Annotated in this window: 23 protein-coding genes; 10 read left to right on the forward strand and 13 right to left on the reverse strand. The window is 60.7% G+C overall.

The features are described 5' to 3' along the window. Positions 1–366: 366 nt before the first annotated feature. Together FB598_RS13990 and lexA are read right to left on the reverse strand one after the other, a co-directional pair. Complete coding sequence (locus tag FB598_RS13990) at positions 367–2,316, reverse strand: tetratricopeptide repeat protein (RefSeq protein ID WP_141915682.1); 1,950 nt, start codon at positions 2,314–2,316, stop codon at positions 367–369. Positions 2,317–2,527: 211 nt separating this feature from the next. Continuing rightward, on the reverse strand, positions 2,528–3,184 hold the full coding sequence (gene lexA / locus FB598_RS13995; protein WP_141915680.1) for a transcriptional repressor LexA: 657 nt from the start codon (positions 3,182–3,184) through the stop codon (positions 2,528–2,530). A gap of 294 nt (positions 3,185–3,478) precedes the next feature. On the opposite strand from lexA, the gene rpsF reads away from it, so the two are divergent. The 7 genes from rpsF to FB598_RS14030 all read left to right on the forward strand — a co-directional run bounded on the left by rpsF (position 3,479) and on the right by FB598_RS14030 (position 8,572). After that, a complete protein-coding gene (rpsF, locus tag FB598_RS14000; protein WP_006462645.1) occupies positions 3,479–3,844 on the forward strand; it encodes a 30S ribosomal protein S6 in 366 nt (121 codons plus the stop codon). A gap of 24 nt (positions 3,845–3,868) precedes the next feature. After that, entirely contained in the window at positions 3,869–4,162 is a 294-nt protein-coding gene (gene priB, locus FB598_RS14005) for a primosomal replication protein N (protein WP_141915678.1), read from the forward strand. A gap of 42 nt (positions 4,163–4,204) precedes the next feature. Beyond that, positions 4,205–4,489 carry a 30S ribosomal protein S18 gene (gene rpsR, locus FB598_RS14010; protein WP_006462643.1) on the forward strand — a complete coding sequence of 95 codons (285 nt, stop codon included), beginning with the start codon at positions 4,205–4,207 and terminating at the stop codon, positions 4,487–4,489. Between the two features lie 26 nt (positions 4,490–4,515). Beyond that, positions 4,516–4,968, forward strand: a complete 453-nt coding sequence (rplI, locus tag FB598_RS14015) for a 50S ribosomal protein L9 (protein WP_141915674.1) — start codon at positions 4,516–4,518, stop codon at positions 4,966–4,968. 204 nt (positions 4,969–5,172) lie between these two features. Further along, on the forward strand, positions 5,173–6,627 hold the full coding sequence (locus tag FB598_RS14020) for a replicative DNA helicase (RefSeq protein WP_141915671.1): 1,455 nt from the start codon (positions 5,173–5,175) through the stop codon (positions 6,625–6,627). A gap of 216 nt (positions 6,628–6,843) precedes the next feature. Further along, complete coding sequence (locus tag FB598_RS14025) at positions 6,844–7,470, forward strand: DUF47 domain-containing protein (protein WP_141915668.1); 627 nt, start codon at positions 6,844–6,846, stop codon at positions 7,468–7,470. 88 nt (positions 7,471–7,558) lie between these two features. Further along, positions 7,559–8,572, forward strand: coding sequence for an inorganic phosphate transporter (locus FB598_RS14030; protein WP_141915665.1), 1,014 nt, complete (start codon positions 7,559–7,561; stop codon positions 8,570–8,572). Between the two features lie 99 nt (positions 8,573–8,671). Here FB598_RS14030 and FB598_RS14035 read toward each other — a convergent pair whose 3' ends face one another. Continuing rightward, on the reverse strand, positions 8,672–10,357 hold the full coding sequence (locus tag FB598_RS14035; protein WP_183405854.1) for a PhoH family protein: 1,686 nt from the start codon (positions 10,355–10,357) through the stop codon (positions 8,672–8,674). A 125-nt stretch (positions 10,358–10,482) separates the two neighbouring features. Between FB598_RS14035 and FB598_RS20765 the strand changes: the two genes are divergently transcribed. After that, on the forward strand, positions 10,483–10,641 hold the full coding sequence (locus tag FB598_RS20765; RefSeq protein WP_183405855.1) for a hypothetical protein: 159 nt from the start codon (positions 10,483–10,485) through the stop codon (positions 10,639–10,641). Positions 10,642–10,799: 158 nt separating this feature from the next. Here the strand turns inward: FB598_RS20765 and FB598_RS14040 are convergent, their stop codons facing one another. The 9 genes from FB598_RS14040 to FB598_RS14080 all read right to left on the reverse strand — a co-directional run bounded on the left by FB598_RS14040 (position 10,800) and on the right by FB598_RS14080 (position 19,302). Further along, positions 10,800–11,276 carry a peroxiredoxin gene (locus FB598_RS14040; RefSeq protein WP_141915662.1) on the reverse strand — a complete coding sequence of 159 codons (477 nt, stop codon included), beginning with the start codon at positions 11,274–11,276 and terminating at the stop codon, positions 10,800–10,802. Positions 11,277–11,368: 92 nt separating this feature from the next. Further along, entirely contained in the window at positions 11,369–12,310 is a 942-nt protein-coding gene (locus FB598_RS14045) for a polysaccharide deacetylase family protein (RefSeq protein ID WP_141915660.1), read from the reverse strand. A 179-nt stretch (positions 12,311–12,489) separates the two neighbouring features. Beyond that, positions 12,490–13,545, reverse strand: coding sequence for a bifunctional UDP-4-keto-pentose/UDP-xylose synthase (locus tag FB598_RS14050; protein ID WP_141915658.1), 1,056 nt, complete (start codon positions 13,543–13,545; stop codon positions 12,490–12,492). Positions 13,546–13,572: 27 nt separating this feature from the next. Next, positions 13,573–14,490: a formyltransferase gene (locus FB598_RS14055; protein WP_141915655.1), complete on the reverse strand. Its 918-nt coding sequence runs from the start codon at positions 14,488–14,490 to the stop codon at positions 13,573–13,575. Beyond that, entirely contained in the window at positions 14,487–15,443 is a 957-nt protein-coding gene (locus tag FB598_RS14060; RefSeq protein WP_141915652.1) for a glycosyltransferase, read from the reverse strand. Before FB598_RS14060 ends, FB598_RS14055 begins: the two co-directional genes overlap by 4 nt. 127 nt (positions 15,444–15,570) lie before the next feature. Beyond that, positions 15,571–16,692, reverse strand: a complete 1,122-nt coding sequence (locus tag FB598_RS14065) for a DegT/DnrJ/EryC1/StrS aminotransferase family protein (RefSeq protein ID WP_141915650.1) — start codon at positions 16,690–16,692, stop codon at positions 15,571–15,573. 74 nt (positions 16,693–16,766) lie between these two features. After that, a complete protein-coding gene (locus FB598_RS14070; RefSeq protein WP_141915647.1) occupies positions 16,767–17,138 on the reverse strand; it encodes an EamA family transporter in 372 nt (123 codons plus the stop codon). Then, positions 17,135–18,865 carry a glycosyltransferase family 39 protein gene (locus tag FB598_RS14075; protein ID WP_141915644.1) on the reverse strand — a complete coding sequence of 577 codons (1,731 nt, stop codon included), beginning with the start codon at positions 18,863–18,865 and terminating at the stop codon, positions 17,135–17,137. Before FB598_RS14075 ends, FB598_RS14070 begins: the two co-directional genes overlap by 4 nt. A gap of 56 nt (positions 18,866–18,921) precedes the next feature. Beyond that, on the reverse strand, positions 18,922–19,302 hold the full coding sequence (locus FB598_RS14080; protein WP_141915642.1) for an Mth938-like domain-containing protein: 381 nt from the start codon (positions 19,300–19,302) through the stop codon (positions 18,922–18,924). Between the two features lie 413 nt (positions 19,303–19,715). Between FB598_RS14080 and FB598_RS14085 the strand changes: the two genes are divergently transcribed. Together FB598_RS14085 and FB598_RS14090 are read left to right on the forward strand one after the other, a co-directional pair. Continuing rightward, positions 19,716–20,945: a pyridoxal phosphate-dependent aminotransferase gene (locus tag FB598_RS14085; protein ID WP_141915639.1), complete on the forward strand. Its 1,230-nt coding sequence runs from the start codon at positions 19,716–19,718 to the stop codon at positions 20,943–20,945. Between the two features lie 130 nt (positions 20,946–21,075). Further along, on the forward strand, positions 21,076–22,386 hold the full coding sequence (locus FB598_RS14090; protein ID WP_141915636.1) for a homoserine dehydrogenase: 1,311 nt from the start codon (positions 21,076–21,078) through the stop codon (positions 22,384–22,386). Between the two features lie 88 nt (positions 22,387–22,474). On the opposite strand, the gene FB598_RS14095 is transcribed toward FB598_RS14090, so the two are convergent. Beyond that, a complete protein-coding gene (locus FB598_RS14095; protein WP_141915634.1) occupies positions 22,475–22,915 on the reverse strand; it encodes a surface-adhesin E family protein in 441 nt (146 codons plus the stop codon). Positions 22,916–23,014: the final 99 nt, after the last annotated feature.

The raw sequence follows: 23,014 nt of genomic DNA on the forward strand, positions 1-23,014 counted from the left end.
GTCCCAGGCGTTTCAACCTCTGTTGTATGCGTTATCGGGCAGCCTTGGAAAAAGTTTAGGGCTATTCGCAAAAAATCTTTTCAGGGCTTTCCGAACCAAAACTACGTGCTTAAAAAGTAACCAAGCAAATCCCTTTTCGGCGTCTTCATCCAAAACTTTAGGTTTAATTGCACAGCGGGAAGATGGAATGGCAAAAAAACTGTATCACGAGGGGAGGGGATGCCCTTTTGTTTTCAGATTGGCATCATCAGGATGTTTTGCAAACGCCCTGGGATGAGTCAATGAAAGGGGGCTTGTGTCCGTTTTTTGAGGGCGGGCGGCGCGCAAAATATCGATCCGGCTCTGCTTTTGCGCGCCAACGGTTCTTTATCGATTGCGCATGGCAGTCAATTCGGTTGCCATTTTTGCAATGACGGCCTCCCAGTTGCCTTCTTCCGGCTGGCGGAAGAGCCGGGTGTTCGGGTACCACACGCAGTCGTCGCGGTCGAGCAGCCAGCGCCAGTCAGGCGTATGCGGCAGCATTACCCAAGTGGGGCCGCCGAGTGCGCCGGCCAGGTGCGCGACCGAGGTGTCGACGCTGATGACGACGTCGAGATTGGCGATGGCGGCCGCCGTATCGGCAAAATCCGTGCAATCGTCGCCCAGGTTGAACACAGGGAGGCCGGGTTGCAGATTGTTCAGATCCGCCGTGGGTTTGCCTTTTTGCAACGAAAAATAGTCGATGCCCGGAAGATTGAACAGGGGCAGCAGCTTGGTCAACGGGATGGAGCGGCGGCGATCGTTGCCGTGCTCCGGGTTGCCGCCCCAGACAAAACCGACGCGCAGATTGCCCGGTTTGGACAGTCTTTCGATCTTGTCTTTCCAGATGGCCTTGCTGCTCTCTTCGGCCGACAAATAGGAGGGCAGGACGGGGATGTCGTCGATGGTATCGGTGCCTAATGCGTGAGGCAGGCTCATCAGCATGTAGGCGTAATCGCAGCGGGGTATCGGGTCGCTCTCGCGCACCAGCATGATGTCCGGCGAATAACTCTGGAACAAGCGATACAGGGGATTCTTGACGTGTACGGCAACCTCTGCCCCCAGTTCCTGGACCAGCTTGGCATAGCGCAGGAACTGGATACTGTCGCCAAAGCCTTGTTCGTGCATCAAGAAGATGCGCTTGCCCTTGAGCGAGGAGACGCCATCCCATTTGGGGATGATCTTGAACAGCTTGTGCACCACGCGATAGACATCGGCCCGTTCGCGCGTGACCAGGCGGCTTTCGTGGTTTGCCCAGCCTTCTTTCAGGTTGCCTTGCAAGAGCTGGCTGAGTGCCAGGTTGTGCATGGCGGTCGAGTAATTCGGCTTGAGTTCCAGTGCCTTCCTGAAGTACGGGATGGCTTCTTCGCGGCGTCCATGGTCATGCATGATGGCGCCGATGTTGTTGTAAGTCAGGGCATGGCGCGGATCGAGTTCGAGCGCTTTGTTGAACAGGGCCAGTGCCTCCTCGACGCGATCTTGTGTATTTGCGAGGCTGACGGCTAATTTGGCATAACTGTTGGCATCGTTGGGCAGCAGTTCGATGACGCGCCGGTAATGCTCATGCGCCTTGTCGACCTCATCGAGCTTCAGATAGGCATCTGCGATCTTGTAATGCGCGTAGCTGTCCGTTGGGTCCAGCAGCAAGGAGGTCTTGTGCGACTCGACAGCCTCCTTGTACATGTTCATGGCATAGAAGGCTTCGCCCAGTGCGGTATGTGCGGGGGCGAAACTGATCTGCAGTTCGAGCGACTTCATGATCGTCGATACTGCTTCGTTCAAGCGTTTGGCGTCAATCAGCGCCCGTCCCAAGTGGCTCAGGGGCCCCGGCGCGCTGGGTTCGCGCGCTACTGCATCTTCAAAATAGGCAATTGTCGCTTCGGGGTCGTTCTTTTCATGCAGGGCATTGGCCAGGCCGATGCGGGCATCGCGATTGTCAGGGTCGCAGGCGATGGCGCGTTCGAAAAGCTCGATCGCCTCATCGACGCGCTCCTGTTTGAGGACGCAATTTGCCAGGCTGGTGGCATATTCCGCGTTGCTTGGATCTCCCTCCATGGCCTTTCTCAGCCATTTTTCTCCCAGCGCGTAATCGTATTCTTGTATGGCAATCAATCCGCGGGCATTGTGGGCGAAGATCAGATTGGGCGCGCGCTTGAGCACTGCATCGCATTTTTGCCGGGCTTCGCCAGGCTTGCGCGCTTCCAGCAGGTCAAGGCTGGCGCGAACGTCAAGCAGGTCTTGCAACTGATATTTCGATGGTGGTGGGGAGGCTTTTGAGTGGCCCTTGCGCGTAGACATCAAATTTCCTTGCTAGATGGATCAGTACCGTTCGCGAAGACGAAGGCGGAATGCGACAGCTAGGCATGATATGTGGCTACGCAGCTGGATGAAAGTGCGAACAGAAAGCGAAACAGGGCGTTTTTGCTCAGACTCAAGCTTCGTTTTGCCTGGCCGGCGTGGCAGGCAAAACGAAGCGATAGCGATGGGCGGGGTGGCGGGAATGAATGGCTTACCAGCTGCGCAGCAATCCTACGGCGAGCCCTTCAAGCGCGAAGTCTTCATCGTTCTGGTCGATGAGGATGGGGGCGAAGTCGGGATTCTCGGGCAGCAAGGTAATGGTGTTGCCGGATTTCTGGTAGCGCTTGACGGTGACGTCGTCGGCCAGGCGGGCAACGACGATTTGGCCGTTGCGCGCCTGGTCGGCCTTCTTGACTGCGAGCAGGTCGCCGTCGAGGATGCCGGCATCGCGCATGGACATGCCGCGCACCTTCAACAGGTAGTCGGGTTTGCCTGAAAACAGGGCGGGATCTACCTGGTAGGTTTTTTCCACATGCTCTTGCGCGAGGATGGGCGAACCGGCTGCGACGCGACCCACCAGCGGCAGGCTCAATTGCATCAGGGCCGGATGGGGCAGCGCCATCTGGCGGTTGCCTGGCAGGCCGGCTGCGACCCCGGACTCCCGCAGCCGGATGCCGCGGGAGGTGCCGGGGGAGATTTCAATGGCGCCCTTGCGGGCCAGGGCCTGCAGGTGTTCTTCGGCCGCATTGGCGGAGCGAAAGCCCAGTTCCGAGGCAATCTCGGCGCGCGTGGGGGGGAAGCCGGTGTTTTCGATGGCGTTCTTGATCAGGTTGAGGATCTGTTCCTGGCGCGCGGTGAGCTTGAGCATGTGGAGTGCCTTTCCGGGGAGGAAGGCTGTTTGTATGAACAGTCTGTATTTTTATACAGTTACCATCTTTGTGTCAACGGCAACATGGGACAATGCGGCCGATATCGCTTCGCATGCGCATATATATAGAAGGAAGGCGGGGCGGCGGAGCCGGGTTGTCGCCGCCAGGCCTCGCCCAATCCTTGTCTGGATTGCTGTTTGGCCGGATATCTTGTATGATTGCCGACTTTCCTCTTCCCACACTCGTCTTGACGCCGGGGTGGGCGTTTTGTCAATAGTCCAAAAGGAGTCTACATGCGTCATTATGAAATCGTATTTATCGTCCACCCGGACCAAAGCGAGCAAGTGCCTGCGATGATCGAGCGTTACAAGGGCATCGTCACCACCCGCGGCGGCAAGGTGCACCGTGTCGAAGATTGGGGCCGTCGTCAACTGGCCTACCAGATCCAGAAGCTGGCCAAGGCACACTACGTCTGCCTGAACATCGAAGTCGACAGCGAAACGCTGGCCGAAATCGAAACCGGCTTCAAGTTCAACGATGCCGTCCTGCGCCACCTGACCGTCAAGATGAAGAAGGCCGAAACCGGTCCTTCCCCGATCCTGAAGGCAGTGCAAAAGGAAGACGCAGCCAAGAGCCGCACCGAAGCACCCGCAGCCTGATTGCGCAGCGATTCATAGCGGAGAGTGAACCAGCTTCAAGTCATCGCCAGCCTGGCCGAACGTGATGTGTTGCGTTATACGCCGGCCGGCATCCCGATTGTGACTGCCAGGTTGCAGCACCAGTCGGAGCAGATGGAAGCGGGGATCAAGCGCTTGGTGGAGTTCGACATCGCGGCCATGGCCGCCGGGGAAATCTCCGGTCGACTCAACAAGGCAGCGCTGGGAGCCATGTTCCAATTCACCGGCTTTCTGGCCCGCAGGAATCGCAACAGCAAGAGCGTCGTGTTTCACATCGTTGATTTTGATCCCGTCGGTTAATCCGACACAGACATTACCCAATTTAGATACAGGAGCCAAACCATGGCATTCGGTAAAAAGTTCGATAAAAGCAAACTGAAAAACAAGCGCCAACAGCAAAACCCGCTGTTCAAGCGCAAGAAATTCTGCCGTTTCACCGCCGCTGGCGTTGAACAGGTCGATTACAAGGACGTGGACACCCTGAAGGACTTCGTTCAGGAAAACGGCAAGATCATGCCGGCACGCCTGACCGGCACCAAGGCCCACTACCAGCGTCAGGTGGATACCGCGATCAAGCGTGCCCGCTACCTGGCCCTGCTGCCGTACACCGATCTGCACAACGCGTAATCGCCGCCGAGAAATAGGAGAAAAACATGCAAGTCATTCTGTTGGAAAAAATCGTTAATCTCGGTGGTCTGGGCGATGTCGTGCGCGTCAAGGACGGTTTCGCGCGCAACTTCCTGATCCCGCAACGCAAGGCCCGCCGCGCTACCGATGCAGCCATCGCTGAATTCGAAGCCAAGCGCGCCGACCTGGAAAAGGCCGCCGCTGAAAAGCTGGCAGCAGCCCAAGCCCAAGGTGAAAAGCTCAACGGCGCCACCATCGAAATCTCGCAAAAGGCGGGCGTCGATGGCCGTCTGTTCGGTTCGGTCACCAACTTCGACATCGCCGAAGCGCTGGGCAAGCAAGGCTTCGCCGTCGAAAAGGCGCAGGTTCGCCTGCCTAACGGTCCGTTGAAGATCGTTGGCGAGCACCCGGTTGCAGTTGCCCTGCACACCGACGTGGTGGTCGATGTGACCATCAACGTGAAGGGCGAGCAAGCGTAAGCATTGCATTCGCTGCAATTCAATTTGCAATAAGAAAGCCGGGTTCGCCTGGCTTTTTTATTGCCGCCCGGCATCAGGGCGCAAGCGTTGCCGGCCTTATCCCGAGGCCGGAGCGGTCCAGCCCGGGAAACGGAAATGACCGCGCAAGATATGGGCTGCGATTTGCCTCCAGCCTGAAACGGCCAACTCCCATAGCAGGTTATAATGCGCGCCATGAAAGAATCATCCCGCGCCAAGAAAGACTCCTTTCCATCATTCCGCGGCCCCAGAGATTCCTCTGATCCCGAGGTCGATTCGCTACGCGTGCCGCCGCATTCGATCGAGTCCGAACAATCGGTGCTCGGCGGTTTGCTGCTGGACAACGCGGCGTGGGACCGTATCGCCGATTTCGTCAGCGCTGACGATTTCTATCGTTACGACCACCGCATCATCTTCGAACATATCGTCAAGCTGATCAACAGCACCAAGCCGGCTGACGTCATTACCGTCTACGAAGCCTTGTCGACCAGCGGCAAGGCAGAAGAAGTGGGCGGCCTGGTCTACCTCAATGCGCTGGCGCAGAACACGCCGTCGGCAGCCAATATCCGCCGCTACGCCGAGATCGTGCGCGACCGCGGCATCCTGCGCAAACTCATCACGGTGGCCGACGAGATTTCCGGCAATGCCTTCAATCCGCAGGGCAAGGACGTCAAGCAGATGCTGGACGAGGCCGAATCCAAGATTTTCGCCATCGCTGAAGAAGGTTCGCGCGGCTCGCAGGGTTTCATGGAAATCCAGCCCTTGCTGACGCAAGTGGTCGAGCGCATCGATGAACTGTACAACCGCGACAATTCCAGCGACATCACCGGGGTGCCGACCGGCTTCATCGACCTCGACAAGATGACCTCCGGCCTGCAGCCGGGCGACCTGATCATCGTCGCGGGACGTCCTTCGATGGGCAAGACGGCATTTTCTATCAACATCGGCGAAAACGTTGCCATCGACAGCGGCCTGCCGGTGGCGGTGTTCTCGATGGAAATGGGCGGCGCCCAGCTGGCCATGCGTATGCTGGGCTCGGTCGGCCGCCTGGACCAGCACCGCCTGCGTACCGGCCGCCTGCTGGACGAGGACTGGCCCCGCCTGACGCACGCCATCCAGAAGATGAACGATGCCCAGTTCTACATCGACGAAACGCCGGCCCTGAGCCCGATCGAATTGCGCGCGCGTTCGCGCCGCCTGGCGCGCCAGTGCGGCAAGCTGGGCCTGATCATCATCGACTACCTGCAACTGATGTCCGGCAATGGCGGCAGCTCCTCGGAGAACCGCGCATCGGAAATCTCGGAAATCTCGCGTAGCCTGAAGGGCCTGGCCAAGGAACTCAATTGCCCGGTGATCGCGCTGTCGCAGTTGAACCGTTCGCTGGAGCAACGCCCCAACAAGCGCCCCGTGATGTCCGACTTGCGCGAATCCGGCGCCATCGAGCAGGATGCCGACGTGATTTTGTTCATTTACCGGGATGAGGTTTACAATCCGGACTCGCCCGACAAGGGGACGGCGGAAATCATCATCGGCAAGCAGCGTAACGGGCCCATCGGCAGTATCCGCCTGTCATTCCTGGGCATGTATACCAAGTACGACAATTACATCGGTAATCTGGCCCAGCCTTACGGCGGCGATTGATGGACCATTTTTCGGCCGCGCGCAATGTCTGTGGCCATGAGGGAACCACGAGCGGCTTTTTTGCCGCTCGTGTCGTGTAAGTAAGGCGCGGAGCCGGTCGGTTCGGCGCGCAAGACGGGCAGGGCGGTTTTTCGCAAGCAATGGGAGCGGAGTCCCGTATCGCCGGTCCGAAACAGCGCTTCATGCAAGCGCGAATCATTGACGAGAGAGTGAAACATGTTTGGACGATTGATGCCGACTGAAGGCAAATTCTTTGACCTTTTCAATCAGCATGCCGAATTGGGGGTCAAGGGGGCAAAGGAAATGGTCGCGCTGATGACCAATTTCGATGACCTCGAAATTCGCGTGCACGCGATTGAAACCGTCGAGAAGCAAGCCGACAAGGTGACCCACACCACCATCGACCTGCTGCACAAAACCTTCATCACCCCGCTCGACCGCGACGACATCCACCAACTGATCACCCGCATGGACGACATCCTCGACCTGCTCGAGGATGCGGCCCAGACTATCTCCCTGTACGACATCAAGTCCATCACGCCCGAAGCCAAGCGCCTGGCGGAGCTGTGCCTGGCCTGTGCGGAGAAGGTGCAGGCCGCCGTGGCCCTGCTGCACAACATGGACAATTCGCGCCAGATCCTGGCGATCTGCCAGGAAATCGACCGTCTCGAATCCGATGCCGACCATGTGATGCGCGCGGCCATGTCCAAGCTGTTCCGTGACGAGCCCGACGTGCGCACGCTGATCAAGCTCAAGGCCATCTACGAGATCCTGGAAACCGTCACCGACCGCTGCGAAGACGTGGCCAACATCATTGAAGGCATCATCGTCGAAAACGCCTGACGCCAAGTTGCCCGGCAGTTGCGGCAACCGCCGCCTGCCAGTGTGACCTGGCCACGGCTGCGGGTCGGCCTCAAATAACGGTTTATCCATGCATACAGTTCAAATCAGCTTACATATCCTCGCATTCCTGATCGTCTTGGCCTTGCTGTTCGATTTCATGAACGGTTTCCACGATGCGGCCAATGCCATCGCCACCGTGGTGTCCACCGGTGTGCTGCGTCCGCAGACGGCGGTGGCCATGGCGGCGTTCTTCAACCTGGCCGCCGTCTTCGTGTTCCACCAGCTGCATGTGGCGGCCTCGGTGGGCAAGGGCACGATCGAGCCGGCCGTGGTCGACCATTACGTGGTCTTCGGCGCGCTGATCGGCGCCATTTTCTGGAACCTGGTCACGTGGTACTACGGCATCCCATCGTCGTCCTCGCATGCGCTGATCGGCGGCCTGGTCGGTTCGGCCGTGGCCAAGGCCGGCACCGGCGCGCTGATCTCCTCGGGCCTGCTCAAGACGATCCTGTTCATCGTGCTCTCGCCTTTGCTGGGCTTGCTGTTCGGTTCGATCATGATGCTCATGGTGTCATGGATCTTCTTCCGCTCCACGCCGCGCAAGATCGATGGCTGGTTCCGCCGCCTGCAGCTGTTGTCGGCCTCGATGTACAGCCTGGGCCACGGCGGCAATGATGCGCAAAAGACCATCGGCATCATCTGGATGCTGCTCATCGCGGCAGGCTATTCCAGCGCCGGCGCCGAAGCGCCGCCGATGTGGGTGATCATTTCCTGCTATTGCGCGATCAGCCTGGGCACGCTGTTCGGCGGCTGGCGCATCGTCAAGACCATGGGGCAGAAGATCACCAAGCTGAAGCCGGTGGGCGGCTTCTGCGCTGAAACCGGCGGCGCGATCACGCTGTTCATCGCCACCGCGCTTGGCATTCCCGTTTCGACCACCCATACCATTACCGGCGCCATCGTCGGCGTCGGCGCTTCGCAGAAGATGTCGGCGGTGCGCTGGGGCGTGGCCGGCAATATCGTCTGGGCATGGATTTTCACGATCCCCGCCTCGGCGTTCGTCGCCGCGATCGCATGGTGGGTCGGCGTGCGCATCCTCTGATTCCGCACATGTCTTGATTCCGGCGATCTCAACAAAAAAACCACCTTGCGGTGGTTTTTTTGTTGGAGCCGATCGCGCTTACATCACAGCGCGCTTACATCACAGCACATCGCTGGCATGATCCGCCAGGCGCGAGCGTTCGCCGCGCGCCAGGGTCACATGGCCGCTGTGCGACCAGCCCTTGAAGCGGTCGACCACATAGGTCAGGCCGCTGGAGCCTTCGGTCAGGTAGGGCGTATCGATCTGCGCGATATTGCCCAGGCAGATGATCTTGGTGCCGGGGCCGGCCCGGGTGACCAGCGTCTTCATTTGCTTGGGCGTGAGGTTCTGCGCTTCGTCGATGATCAGGAACTTGTTGACGAAGGTGCGGCCGCGCATGAAGTTGAGCGACTTGATCTTGATGCGCGAGCGGATCAGGTCCTGGGTCGCGGCGCGGCCCCATTCGCCGGCATCGCCATCGGACTTGTTGAGCACCTCGAGGTTGTCGTCGAAGGCGCCCATCCATGGCCCCATCTTCTCTTCTTCCGTACCCGGCAGGAAACCGATATCTTCCCCCACCGGCACCGTCACGCGGGTGACGATGATCTCGTTATAGAGCTTGGTTTCCAGCACCTGCGCCAGGCCTGCCGCTAGCGCCAGCAGGGTCTTGCCGGTACCGGCCTGGCCCAGCAGCGTGACGAAATCGCACTCGGGGTTCATCAGCAGGTTCAGCGCGAAGTTCTGCTCGCGGTTGCGCGCGGTGATGCCCCACACGCTGTTCTTGGCGTGGCCGTAGTCGCGCAGGGTCTGCAGCACGGCGGTCTTGCCGTTGATCTGCGTGACCTGGCCGTAGAAGGCCGGTTCGCCGTTCTTGGGCTCGATGAACACGAACTGGTTGACCAGCAGCGACGGCACATAAGGGCCGGTCACGCGATAGTAGGTGAGGCTGCTGCCGTGCTTGCTTTCCTGCCAGGACTCCATGCCCTTGGCGTGCTTGGTCCAGAAGTCGTCTGGCAGTTGCTGGATGCCCGAGTACAGCAGGTCGGTGTCTTCCAGCACATGGTCGTTGAAATAGTCTTCGGCGGGCAGGCCGATGGCGCGCGCCTTGAGGCGCATGTTGATGTCCTTGGACACCAGCACCACCGGGCGCTCCGGATATTGCTGGTCCAGCGCGCGCACCACGCCCAGGATCTGGTTGTCGGCCTTGCCTTCGGGCAGGCCTTCCGGCAGCGCGGCATTCTGCAGCTTGGTCTGGAAGAACAAGCGGCCCTTGGCATCCTTGTTGCCCAGCTTGGCCAGCGGGATGCCGAGGTCGATCGCATCCTCGGCGATGTCGGACACCAGCGCATCCAGCGAGCGTGAGATCTGGCGCGCGTTGCGGGCGACTTCCGACATGCCTTTCTTATGGTTGTCCAGCTCTTCCAGCGTGATCATCGGCAGGTAGATGTCATGCTCTTCGAAGCGGAACAGCGAGGTCGGGTCGTGCATCAGCACGTTGGTGTCGAGCACGAACAGTTTGGACACGCCCAGCTTGTCGGCCGTGCGGCTGGTGGGGGATTTGGCGCGCGATTCCAGGTTCCTGGGGGCGCTCTTCGGCTTTTCCGCGACCGGAGCCTTGCCGCCGATGCGCGCGCGCGGTTCTGCAATCTTTGCTTCAGGGGCGACGAGTGCTGCAACAGCTGGTTTTGGGGCGGGTGCTTCGACGAGAGTGATGTTCGGTTTGACAGGTTTATTGCGATCAGCCTTGGGGTAGTCCTCGGGAGACAACAACGCAGCTGGCTTGCTCGGCATTTTGGGCAGGGGCATCAGAACCTCGGTAGTAAATGAAGAAAACACCGCTTTGTCAGAGCGAACAGGTATTGCGGTACGGCTAACAGCGAAGGGAACATCGACTGAGCAATGGCACCGCAGGATCTAATGAAGCCCTTCTGATGGCCCGCCATGCCGAAAAACGGCATCGTGGCATGGGCAAAACCATGGGGCAGGAGGGCTTGATTAGCGTCAGCGGCGATTTGAAAAGTAAAAAAGCCGTTTCGGCAGGCCTTCGGCCTAAACCAGAAACGGCTTTCAAAAAACGTTTTTCTATTTGAATTCAATGGCTTGTATCGATTGACCGCATATTCGTCGAACGCGGCAGCATCGCTTGCCAGGCGACCCTGACACGGCCTGCAAACATCGTTCGGGCAGATTCGCACTGCACGGTTCCGGTAGTGCCGGCAGATGGCGCTACAAGATTTCCGATGGTTGTTCAGGCAATGGTTTTGATGAAGGCCAGCACTTCATCCACGTGGGCTGGAACCTTGACTCCACGCCATTCTTTCACCACTTTGCCCGATCCGTCAATCACAAACGTGCTGCGTTCGACGCCGCGAACTTGCTTGCCATACATATTTTTCATCTTCATGACATCGAACATGGCGCACAGCGTTTCGTCAGGATCAGAGATCAGCTCAAAGGGCATCTCCAGCTTGGCTTTGAAATTCTCGTGCGATTTCAGGCTGTCGCGGCTGATGCCGAAGATGTCGGTGTTGTGCTGCTGGAATTGCGGGTGCAGGTCCCTGAATTGCATCCCCTCGGTGGTGCAGCCGGGGGTGTTGTCCTTCGGGTAAAAGTACAGCACCAGGTTGCGGCCCTTGTAGTCGGCAAGGTTGAAGTCCTTGCCGCCGGTCATGCTGGCCGAGAATTCCGGCACGGTCTTGTTCAGGATGGTTGGTCTGTCGGTCAAAATGGCGCCCCGTATATCGGTTGTCGTTGGTGTGGTCGGTTATTGCGTATGCCTGCAATTCTGGAAGTGGTGGCGAGCCTGCAAACCGGCTCCTACATCGCCTGTACGATCATGTCGCCCGAGCGGCCCGGCAATTCGCCCCAGCTGATCGGCAGGATGGGCAGTACATCGTTTTTCACGCTCTGGTAATAATCGCCCATGGAAACCAGTTCATAGCCTTGCGTACGCCAGCCTGCCAGCAATTGCTCGAAAATGGGGGCGAGTTTCTGGCCTTCAAGTTCGGCATGCAAGGTGAAGACGTGGTCGCGCGGTTGCCGGGTCAGTTCCAGCAGGAGCTCGGCGGCATTGCCGGCATCGATCAGCTTGCCGCGGATGGTGCGGCCCAGGATTTCATCCAGCGTCGGCAGCGTGGTCGGCAATTGCACGCAGGACAGCGGGCGGCCGAAGGCCGACAGGCGATGCGGCCCGGCATCCGGATCGGCCAGCCGGCCGTCTTCGCGCAACTGCGAGCGGCCGTCGGAGGAGTAGGCGATGCCGAACTGGTCGAGCTGCACGAAGGCATGGTCGTTCATCTGCCAGCCGGCCGCGCCGTGGGTGACCGGCGCGCGCCCGAAGATATCGTGGTAGCGGCCGTAGGATTGCTGCATGGTTTCCTGCGTCCATTGCGCATCGGCGGTGCGGACGTTGTCTTGCCAGACGCGGTGGTCCCAGGTGTGGATGCCGCACTCAAAGCCGGCGTCGTAGGCTTCGCGCATGAAGTCGGCGCAGGTCTTGCCGATATCCGGCGCCGGCAGCAGCGTGCCGTACATCAGCGTCTTGAGGCCATAGTGCTCGACTACCGAGGTGCGCGATACCTTGCTGAAGAAGCCCGGGCGGAAGATCTGCTTCAGGGCCCAGCCGGTATGGTCGGGACCGAGCGAGAACAGGAAGGTGGCGCCGGCGCCGTGTCGGCGCAACTGGGCGATGAGGTTGGGAACGCCCACGCGGGTGCCGCGGTAGGTATCGGCGTCGATCTTGAGTGTAAGTTTGGGCAATGTCGGCGAATCGGAAAGGTGACAGGGAATACGAGCAACCCGGGAATTGCTGCAATGCGGCTCAGATAGGGAGACTAGCACCGCATGCCGCACAGAACAATACACAGACGGCAAATGCCGTGGCGAAAAAAGAAAACCGCGCCGTAGCGCGGTTTCCTGGCAAGGCGGATATTTGCGGATCAGTCGACCAGCGCACGCGCTTCGGCCACCTGGCTGCGATAGGCGTCGAAGATGTTGCGCAGGGTGTCGGCCATGGTGGTCTGCGGCTTCCAGTTCAGTTCGTCGCAGGTATTGGTGATCTTGGGCACGCGGTTCTGCACGTCCTGGTAGCCCTTGCCATAGTAGGCTGCCGAGGTCGTTTCGACCAGCTTCACCTGCTTGGCGGTCTCGGCGTACTCGGGGTATTCGGCGGCCAGTTTCAGCATCATGTCGGCCAGTTCCTTGATCGAGTAGTTGTTGACCGGATTGCCGATGTTGTAGATCTTGCCCGAGGCCACGCCGCCTTCGTTGGCGATGATCTTCATCAGCGCGTCGATGCCGTCGTCGATATAGGTGAAGGCGCGCTTCTGCTGGCCGCCGTCGACCAGCGAGATGTTCTCGCCGCGCACGATGTGGCCGAAGAACTGGGTCACCACGCGCGAGCTGCCTTCCTTCGGGGTATGGATCGAATCCAGGCCGGCGCCGATCCAGTTGAACGGGCGGAACAGCGTGAAGTTGAGGTTGTCTTCCATGCCGTAGCCCCAGATCACGCGGTCCATCAGCTGCTTGGCGCAGGAGTAGATCCAGCGCGGCTTGTTGATCGGGCCGCAGATCAGTTCGGACTCTTCCGGATCGAATTCCTCGTCATGGCACATGCCATAGACTTCCGAGGTCGACGGGAACACCAGGTGCTTGCCGTACTTGGCGGCCGAACGCACGATCGGCAGGTTGGCTTCGAAGTCCAGCTCGAACACGCGCAGCGGCTTGTTGACGTAGGTCGACGGCGTGGCGATGGCTACCAACGGCAGGATCACGTCGCACTTCTTGACGTGGTACTCGACCCATTCCTTGTTGATGGTGATGTCGCCTTCGAAGAAGTGCATGCGCGACTTGTAGGCCTCGTTTTCCAGAATGTCGGTGATGCGGTCGGTCATCATGTCCATGCCGTAGACATGCCAATCCGTGGTTTCCAGGATGCGCTTGGACAGGTGGTGGCCGATAAAGCCGTTGACGCCGAGAATGAGGACTTTTTTCATAATGAGAGCAGTGTGAATGGCCGGACTTCAGGAGGCCATGTATTTCAGGTAATTGTTGAGCGACGCATCCCGGTCATTGATCTGGATGCCCAGGATCTGGAGGAAGTTGCCGTCGCCGCAGCGTGCGTACAGTTTGCCTCCTTCAAAGAACTTGTCTTGCATGCCATGCGCCTTCTGCAGGGCCGGATGGGCCGATGGCGGAACCAGCCGGGTTTTGGTGACCGTAATTTTATCACCCGCGATTTCTTCGAAGGCGCCGGGATAGGGCGGGGCCACCGCACGCACCAGGTTATGCACCTCGCGCGCGGTGCTGCGCCAGTGGATGCGGCCGTCTTCCGGCTTGCGGCCGCCGAAGTAGCTGCCCTTGGTCAGGTCGTTGGGCAGGCGCGGGGTATGGCCCGACAGCATTGCCGGCAGCACTCCCCACAGGGTTTGTTCGGCCGCCACGACGACCTTGCCGAAGACCTCGTAGGCCGTGTCGTCCGGCAGGATCGGCACGGCGGTCTGGGCCACGATGGCGCCGGCGTCGGGCTTGACCGTCATCTCGTGCAGGGTGGCGCCGGTTTCGGTCTCGCCATGCAGCACCGCCCAGTTGATCGGCACGCGGCCGCGGTACTTGGGCAGCAGCGAGCCGTGCATGTTGTAGGCGCCGTGCCTGGCCGCGGCCAGCAGCTCCACCGGCAGCATGTGGCGATAGTAGAAGCTGAAGATGAAGTCCGGTTGTGCCGCCTGCACCTGGGCCAGCAATTGGGGCGATTTCGCGTCGGCCGGCGTGATGAACGGGATGCCGTTGTCGCGGCATACGCCGGCCACCGAACCGAACCAGATGTTCTCGGTCGCGCTGTCTTCGTGCGTGACCACCAGCGACACCTGCACGCCGCGTGCGAGCAGCACCTTCAGGCAACGCACGCCCACGTCATGGTAAGCGAATACGACGGCATTCATGATGTCTGCTTGTCCTCGTCGGAGGATTGTTCAAGGATGGCCTGCACCACATAGCGCGGTCGCGCGCGCACCTGCATGTAGATGCGGCCGATGTATTCGCCCAGCAGGCCGATGGAAAACAGGATCACGCCCATCAGGAAGAAGGTGATCGCAAACAGGGTGAACACGCCGCCCACTTCCGCCCCGATCAAGAAGCGCCGCACCACGATCAGGATGAACAGCGCCGCCGAGGCGAACGACAGGAAGATGCCCAGCAGCGAGAAGAACTGCAGCGGCACCAGCGAGAAGCCGGTGACCAGGTCGAAGTTCAGGCGGATCAGGCTGTAGAACGAATACTTGGATTCGCCGGCCGAGCGCTCTTCGTGCTCGACCGTGATTTCGGTCGGCTTGCGGGCGAAGGTGTAGGCCAGCGCGGGCACGAAGGTGTTGACTTCGCGGCATTGGTTGACCAGGTCGATCACGTTGCGGCCGTAGGCGCGCAGCATGTTGCCCTGGTCGGTCATCTTGATGCGGGTGATTTTCTCGCGCAGGCGGTTCATGGCCTTGGAGGCGATGGTGCGCCAGGCCGAATCCTGGCGTTTGCGGCGGATCGAGCCGACGTAGTCGTAGCCTTCGCGCATCTTGGCGACCAGGTTGCCGATTTCCTCGGGCGGGTTCTGCAGGTCGGCATCCAGCGTCACCACGATATCGCCGCGGGTGGCTTCAAAGCCGGCCATGATGGCCATGTGCTGGCCGTAGTTGCCATTGAACAGCACCACGCGGGTGACGTCGGGACGGATGCGGTACTGCTCGGCCAGGATGCCGGCCGAGCGGTCGCGGCTGCCATCGTTGACGAAGATGACTTCATAGCTGTAGCCCAAGGCGTCCAACGCCGGGTAGAGGCGTTCGAACAGCTTGGCGAGGCCGGATTCCTCGTTGTAAACCGGGATGACGACGGACAGTTCTGGTTTCATCAATGGCGGGTACTGGAATATGTCAAAGGCCCGAAGCCGCAGCGACCGTCAGGCGTCGCGGCATTCAGGCCCGCTTGGAGCTGAAATTGCAAGTGGTGCGGAATTTAAACGGAAAATTGCCGCAAAATCAACGCAAGACCGATTTTACCGTTTCGACTGCGCGTTCCACGTCATCTTTACTCATTGCATTGAACATCGGCAAGGAGACGATGCGCCGGCCCACGCGCTCGGCCACCGGGAACATGCCTTCCTTGAAACCGCGCTCGCGGTACAGCTGCAGCAGGTGGATGGCCGGGTAGTGGTAGCCGATGCCGACTTGCTTTTCCATCATCTTTTCCATGAAGGCGGCGCGCGTGATGCGCTCGGGCAGCACCAGCTGGAACATGTGCCAGTTGGAGTTCTCGAAGTCGGCCACCGGCAGCTGGGCGCCGTACTCGGCTTCGAAACGGTCGCCGAAGGCGGCGAAGTAATGCCTGGCCAGCGCCTTGCGGTGGGCGGTGATGGCATCGATATGGGCGAACTGGCCCAGGCCGATGGCGGCGGCCACATCGGTCATGTTGAACTTGCCGCCCAGCACATCCACTTCCAGGCCGTCGAAGCCGCTGCGGGTCACGCCCTGCAGGCGGTACTTCTCGGCCAGCCTGGCTTCGTCGGCGTTGTTGAGCACGAGGAAGCCGCCTTCGGAGCTGGTGATGTTCTTGTTGGCCTGCAGGCTGAACGAGACGAAGTCGCCGAAGGCGCCGATGCGTTTACCGTTCCAGGTCGAACCCAGCGCCTGGGCGGCGTCTTCCACCACGCGCAGATTGTGTTTCCGGGCGATCGCGTACAGGCGATCCATGTCCACCGGCAGGCCCGACAGGTAGACCGGGATCACGGCCTTGGTGCGCGGGGTAATGGCGGCTTCCAGCTGGTCCAGGTCGATGTTGCGGGTGACCGGGTCGATGTCGGCGAACACCGGCGTGGCGCCGGTTTCGATGATCACGTTGGCGGTCGCCACCCACGAGATCGGGGTGGTGATGACTTCATCGCCCGGACCCACGCCGGCGATGCGCAGCGCGATTTCCATCGTGCAGGTGCCGGAGTTGAAGGTGCGCACGATGCGCCCGCCCAGGTACTCGGACAGCGCCTTCTCGAAGGCCTGCACCTTGGGGCCGCTGGTGATCCAGCCGGAACGCAGCACGTCGGCGACGGCGGCGATGGTGGGTTCGTCGATGGTGGGTTTGGCGAACGGCAGGAAAGGCAGGCTCATGAGTGTGTTTCTCGGTCAGGCTATAACGTAGAACGTAGATAGATGCCAGGCGCAGGGCAGCGCGCTATTGTAAATCAGCTTCTGGTCAGCAAAACCACGCCGATGATGATCACCCCGATGGCCAGCAGGCGCTGGGCGGACACCGCTTCCCCGAGGAAATACCAGGCGCCGACGGCATTGATGATATAGCCCAGCGACAGCATCGGGTAGGCGATGGTCACGTCCACGCGCGACAGGCCGATGATCCACACCACCACCGAAATCACATAGCAGGTCAGGCCGCCGATGATCGGCAATTGCGTGGCAAGCTTGATACCCGTGGCAAACCAGTTCTCCGCGCTCAGGTGGATCGCGCCCACGGCGTTGGTGCCTGCCTTGAGCAGCAATTGCGCCACGGCGTTGAGGCAGATGCCGGCGAAGATGAAACCGAACGTGGCCAGGTTCATGGCGCCGCTTTCTTGCCGTCGCCGGTCGTGGCCGCGTCCGGGGCCGGATCATTGGCCACAATCACGCGGCGCGGATCCTGGCCGATCAGGCGCATCGGCAGCTTGCGTTCCTGCAACTGCTTGTAGAGGGTGGGATCGACGATGGCGATGTCCTTCTTGCCGGCCGCATGGTCGGCCACCCATTGGGCGACGAAGGCGTCCATGGTGGGCAGCCACAACTGCGGTTCCTGCTTCAGGCCGAATGCCATTTCGTCGGCGTGCTGGACCAAGGTCATCGTGCGGCGCAGGTAGAAAGGCAGCGCCTGCTCATAGCGGCCCACCAGGTAAATCGGGGTTTCGGGCTTCAATTCCGCCTGCAGCACGGGAACATAGTCGACGCCGGCGGAGTAGCGGCCCTGCGGATCGTGCCCCAGCATCAGCACCTGGCCGGCGAGGAAAGCGGTGGCGGCCAGCGCGGTCACCGCCACATCCTTGTGCTGGCGAGCCAGGCGGATGGCGGCGATGCCGCCGATGAAAAACAGCAGCGTGGCGGCATAGATATACGGCACATGCGCCTCGACCAGCGGACGCGAGAAGGCGTCCTTGGCCAGCGACGGGACGCGCGGAATGAACGCCAGCCCAACCGCGCACGGCACCGCCACCAGCGAGCCGGCCAGGGCCAGCGCCTTGTAGTCGGCCTTCTCCAGGTAACAGGCGATCAGCAGCGCCAGGGCCGGGAAGATCGGCAGGATGTAGGAGGGCAGCTTCGAGTCCGAGATGCTGAAGAAGACGAAGATGAAGACGGCCCAGATCAGCAGCAGTTTCTTCGGCTGGAAGCGTCCGCCGTTGAGGCTGTTGTAGGCGGCGGTGTCGCGCTGTTCGCGCATGCCTTGCCACAGCCCCTGGAAGAACACGCCCAGCCACGGGACGATGCCCAGCAGCAGGATGGGAATGAAGTAGTACCACGGGCCGGTGCGGCTGTGGATCTTGGAGGTGAAGCGCTGGAAGTGCTCGTGGATGAAGAAGAACTGCGGGAATTCCGGGTTCTTCAGCGACACGGCCACGAACCACGGCGTGGTAATGGCGAAGAACAGGAGCAGGCCCTTGAGCAGGTGCAGCCGCTTCCAGATCGCCCAGTCGCGCGAGAACAGCGTGTACAGCACCAGTACCGCGCCAGGCAGCACGACGCCGATCAGTCCCTTGGACAGCACCGCCAGCGCCATCCCGGCCCAGCACAGCAGCATCCAGTTGCGCTGGCTTTCACGCGAGGCGTCGTTGCGCTGGGCCATGAGCAGCGCGCACAGCGCGATGGTCATCATGCCCGACAGGCCCATGTCCAGCGTGTTGATATGGCCCATGCCGGCCCAGAAGAAACTCGACGCCAGCACCAGCGCGGCATAGAAGCCGACGCGGCCGTTGAACACGCGAACGCCGGTGTAGGCTGCCAGGCCGATGCCGAGCAGGCCGCACAGGCCGGTCCACAGGCGCGCCTGCCATTCACCCAGGCCGAACAGCTCGAAGGTGAGGGCATTCATCCAGGTTTGCAGCGGCGGCTTTTCGAAATACTTGATGCCGTTCAGGCGGGTGGTGATCCAGTCCTGGGTGGCGACCATTTCGCGCGCCATTTCCGCATAGCGGCCCTCATCGGTGGGTACCAGGGTGCGGGCGCCCAGCATCCAGAACCACACCAGCAAAAACAGGATAAGCAGCGTCCAGACGAACGCTTTCGATTTGTACAGTTCGCGCATTGACGGCGGTTCCTTGTGCGTGTCTTGGGTTTTTTGTCGCGGCAGGCCGAAGCCGTTCAGCTCTTGGGAGGGATGATCAGCGCCAGCGCCACCTTGCGGCCTTCGGCCATCAGGATATTGTAGGTGCGGCAGGCAGCCTGGTTGTCCATGCACTCGACGCCGATGCGGCGCGCGGTCAGGGCGGCGATCAGCTTGGGATGGATAAAGCGCTGGCGCTCGCCGGTGCCGAGGATGACCACGTCGGGCTGGGTGGCGTCGATCTGGGCGAAGTCGGCCACGGTAAGCGCCTCGAAGCTTGCCACGGGCCACGGAGCCGGTTCGGTTTCGGGCAGCACGACCAGGCTGTGGGTGAAGCGGATGGCATTGAGCTCAACGCCGTCTTCATCGTAAGCGGTGACAGTCTGGTATTGCTTGGTTTCGGTTGAATGAAGCTTCATCGCAAGATGGGCTGGAAGGCGTGCGGATCATCGGCCGGCGGGGGCGCCGGGATGTCATTCCGACATGCGTTGCAGCAATCTGGTCGTAAAGTGCTGCATTGTAGCCGTTTCCTTATCCGGCGCACGCCTATTTGATTGATAAAATGAACAGCTTTGGGCAAAATGGCCGGTTCCCGGCCGCTGGGCGATGGGCGCGCGCAAGCGTGTTTTGCGCCGCTTTCGTTGCGCTGCGCGCATGCGCGCCAAGCGAAGCCGCCGCGCGAGTTGCCGCAAGGAACCGGAGATAAACCAAGGGATGCGCCGTGATGGAGAGGCAGGAACCTGAAAGGTTCCTTGCCCGCCCGGCGCCAAGAGAAACGGACCAGCCCCGCATGCCGCGGCGCCCCCGCTTCAGAACAAGTAGAGGAATGGCTGTGCGACCGATTCAGAAATCCAAGAAACTGGCAGATGTTTGTTACGACATTCGTGGTCCCGTGCTGGAAAAAGCGCGTCAGATGGAGGAAGAGGGCCACAAGATCATCAAGCTCAACATCGGCAACCTGGCCGCCTTTGGCTTCGACGCCCCGGACGAGATCGTCCAGGACATGATCCGCAACATGGGCAACGCCTCCGGCTATACCGATTCCAAGGGTCTGTTCGCGCCGCGCAAGTCGGTCATGCACTACACCCAGCAAAAGAAGATCGAGGGCGTGACCATCGATGACATCTACCTGGGCAACGGCGCTTCCGAGCTGATCGTCATGAGCGTGAACGCCTTGCTCAACACCGGCGACGAAGTGCTGGTGCCGTCGCCCGACTATCCGCTGTGGACCGCCGCGGTGAGTCTCTCGGGCGGCACCCCGGTGCATTACGTGTGCGACGAGCAGCAAGGCTGGCAGCCCGACATCGCCGACATCAAGAAGAAGATCACGCCCAACACCCGTGCGATCGTGGTCATCAACCCCAACAACCCGACCGGCGCGCTGTACTCGGTCGAGGTGCTGAAGGAAATCATCGAGCTGGCGCGCCAGCACCAGCTGATCATCCTGGCCGACGAGATCTACGACAAGGTGCTCTACGACGGCAATACCCATACCTCGCTGGCTTCGCTGGCCGACGACGTGCTGTTCATCACCTTCAACGGCCTGTCCAAGAACTACCGCTCGTGCGGCTATCGTGCCGGCTGGATGGTGGTCTCGGGCGAGAAGAAGCATGCCAGGGACTATATCGAAGGCCTCAACATGCTGGCCTCGATGCGCCTGTGCGCCAACGCGCCGGGACAGTTTGCGATCCAGACCGCGCTGGGCGGCTACCAGAGCATCAACGACCTGGTCGGCCCGAACGGCCGCCTGACCAAGCAGCGCGACCTGGCGCACAAGCTGCTGACCGACATCCCGGGCGTGAGCTGCGTCAAGCCGAAGTCGGCGTTGTACATGTTCCCGCGCCTGGATCCGGAAATCTATCCGATCAAGGATGACCAGGAGTTCGCCTACGAACTGCTGGCCGAAGAGAAGGTGCTGATCGTGCAGGGCACCGGCTTCAACTGCCCGACGCCGGACCACTTCCGCGTGGTGTTCCTGCCCAATACCGACGACCTGACCGAATCCATGGGCCGCATCGCCCATTTCCTGGAAGGTTATCGCCGTCGGCACGGCACCGCCTGAACTGTCGGCAACGCATCCGGCATCACCGCGCGGCAACGTGGCAAGGCCGCGCAGCGATTACCGTTTTACTTGCAGTACCCGTCCTGTTCCGTGAGCAGGGCGGCAATTTTTCACCAACCACGAAGACAATATGAAATCCATCAAAGTAGGTTTGCTCGGCATCGGCACCGTGGGTTCCGGTACTTTCAATGTTCTCAAGCGCAACCAGGAAGAGATTGCGGGCCGCGCCGGCCGGGGCATTGAAATTACCATGGTGGCCGATCTCAACACCGAGCGCGCCACCGAACTGACCAATGGAGAAGTCAAGGTTGTCAACGACGCCAACCTGGTGGTGAACGACCCTGACATCGACATCGTCATCGAGCTGATCGGCGGCTACGGCATCGCCAAGGATCTGGTCTTGAAGGCCATCGCCAACGGCAAGCACGTGGTCACTGCCAACAAGGCGCTGATCGCCACGCACGGCAACGAGATCTTCAAGGCGGCGCAGGAAAAGGGCGTGATGGTCGCATTCGAAGCGGCGGTCGCCGGCGGCATCCCCATCATCAAGGCGCTGCGCGAAGGCCTGACCGCCAACCGCATCCAGTGGATCGCCGGCATCATCAACGGCACCACCAACTTCATCCTCTCCGAGATGCGCGACAAGGGCCTGGACTTCGACGTGGTGCTCAAGGAAGCGCAGCGCCTGGGCTATGCCGAAGCCGATCCGACCTTCGACATCGAAGGCGTGGACGCCGCCCACAAGCTGACCATCATGGCCTCGATCGCCTTCGGCATCCCGGTGCAATTCGACAAAGCCCACGTGGAAGGCATCACCAAACTGCAGGCCAGCGACATCACCTACGCCGAGCAACTGGGCTACCGCATCAAGCTGCTGGGCATCACGCGCCAGACCGAGAAGGGCATCGAACTGCGCGTGCACCCGACGCTGATCCCGGCGCAGCGACTGATCGCCAATGTCGAAGGCGCGATGAATGCGGTGGTAGTACGCGGCGACGCCGTCGGCGAGACCCTGTACTACGGCAAGGGCGCCGGCTCCGAGCCGACCGCCTCGGCCGTGATCGCCGACCTGGTCGACATCACCCGCCTGGCCACCGCCGATCCGGAGCACCGCGTGCCGTACCTGGCGTTCCAGCCCGGCGCCATGGCCGATACGCCGGTGCTGCCGATGGCCGAGGTCACCACCAGCTATTACCTGCGCATGCGCGTGGCCGACAAGCCGGGCGTGCTGGCCGACGTTACCCGCATCCTGGCGGATTCGTCGATCTCGATCGATGCCATGCTGCAGAAGGAGCCTGCCGAAGGCGAGCAGCAGACCGACATCATCATGCTGACCCACCAGACCCAGGAAAAGAACATCGAGGCGGCCATCGCCAAGATCGAAGCGCTGCAGACGGTGGTCGGCAAGGTTACCAAGATCCGCCTGGAAGAGTTGAACTGAACGGTGGGGCCAATGGCAATGGCCCGCCAATGAAAAACGGAGCCGTATGGCTCCGTTTTTTTATGCCTGACGCAGGGGGGGCGGGGGCTTACTTCTTCTTGAGCTCGTAGCCGCACACCGCCTGCAGCATGGCGTCGCCGACTGACATCGGCTTGGGCTTGGTGAATTCCATGCCCTTGAGGGCGCTGGTATGGTCGCGCTTGTCGCCCTTGCCGTCGTTCTCGGCGAAGATGATCTCGCTGACCAGCTTCATGGTGCCGGCCTTGCAGTTGTACTGGTGCAAATCCTTGTAGGACTTCAGGCTGGGGAAGCTGGCGTCGCCGGTGTTGGGGCGGGCTTCCTTGAAATTCCACAGCGACCATGCCTCGCGGATGCCGCCGCTTTCGACGATGGAGTCGGTATCGACCAGCAGCGAGGACTGGTCCGTGCCGCCCAGGGCCTGCCAATTCTCCGCATGCGCCGGCGCGCCAGCCAGCAAGGCGCCGAATGCGCCGGAGATCGCCAGCAAGGTCTTGATCTTTTGTTTCATGCCATTTCCATCCTTCTTGAGTTGAATGCCGTCTTTGATGTGGCTGTCGCGCGGGAGTTTCCGCCATGGCGGACGCACGAAGTGCCGCAGCATAGCCCG

Source organism: Herbaspirillum sp. SJZ106, assembly GCF_006715495.1.
In the GTDB taxonomy this organism is placed as follows: Bacteria; Pseudomonadota; Gammaproteobacteria; order Burkholderiales; family Burkholderiaceae_D; genus Herbaspirillum.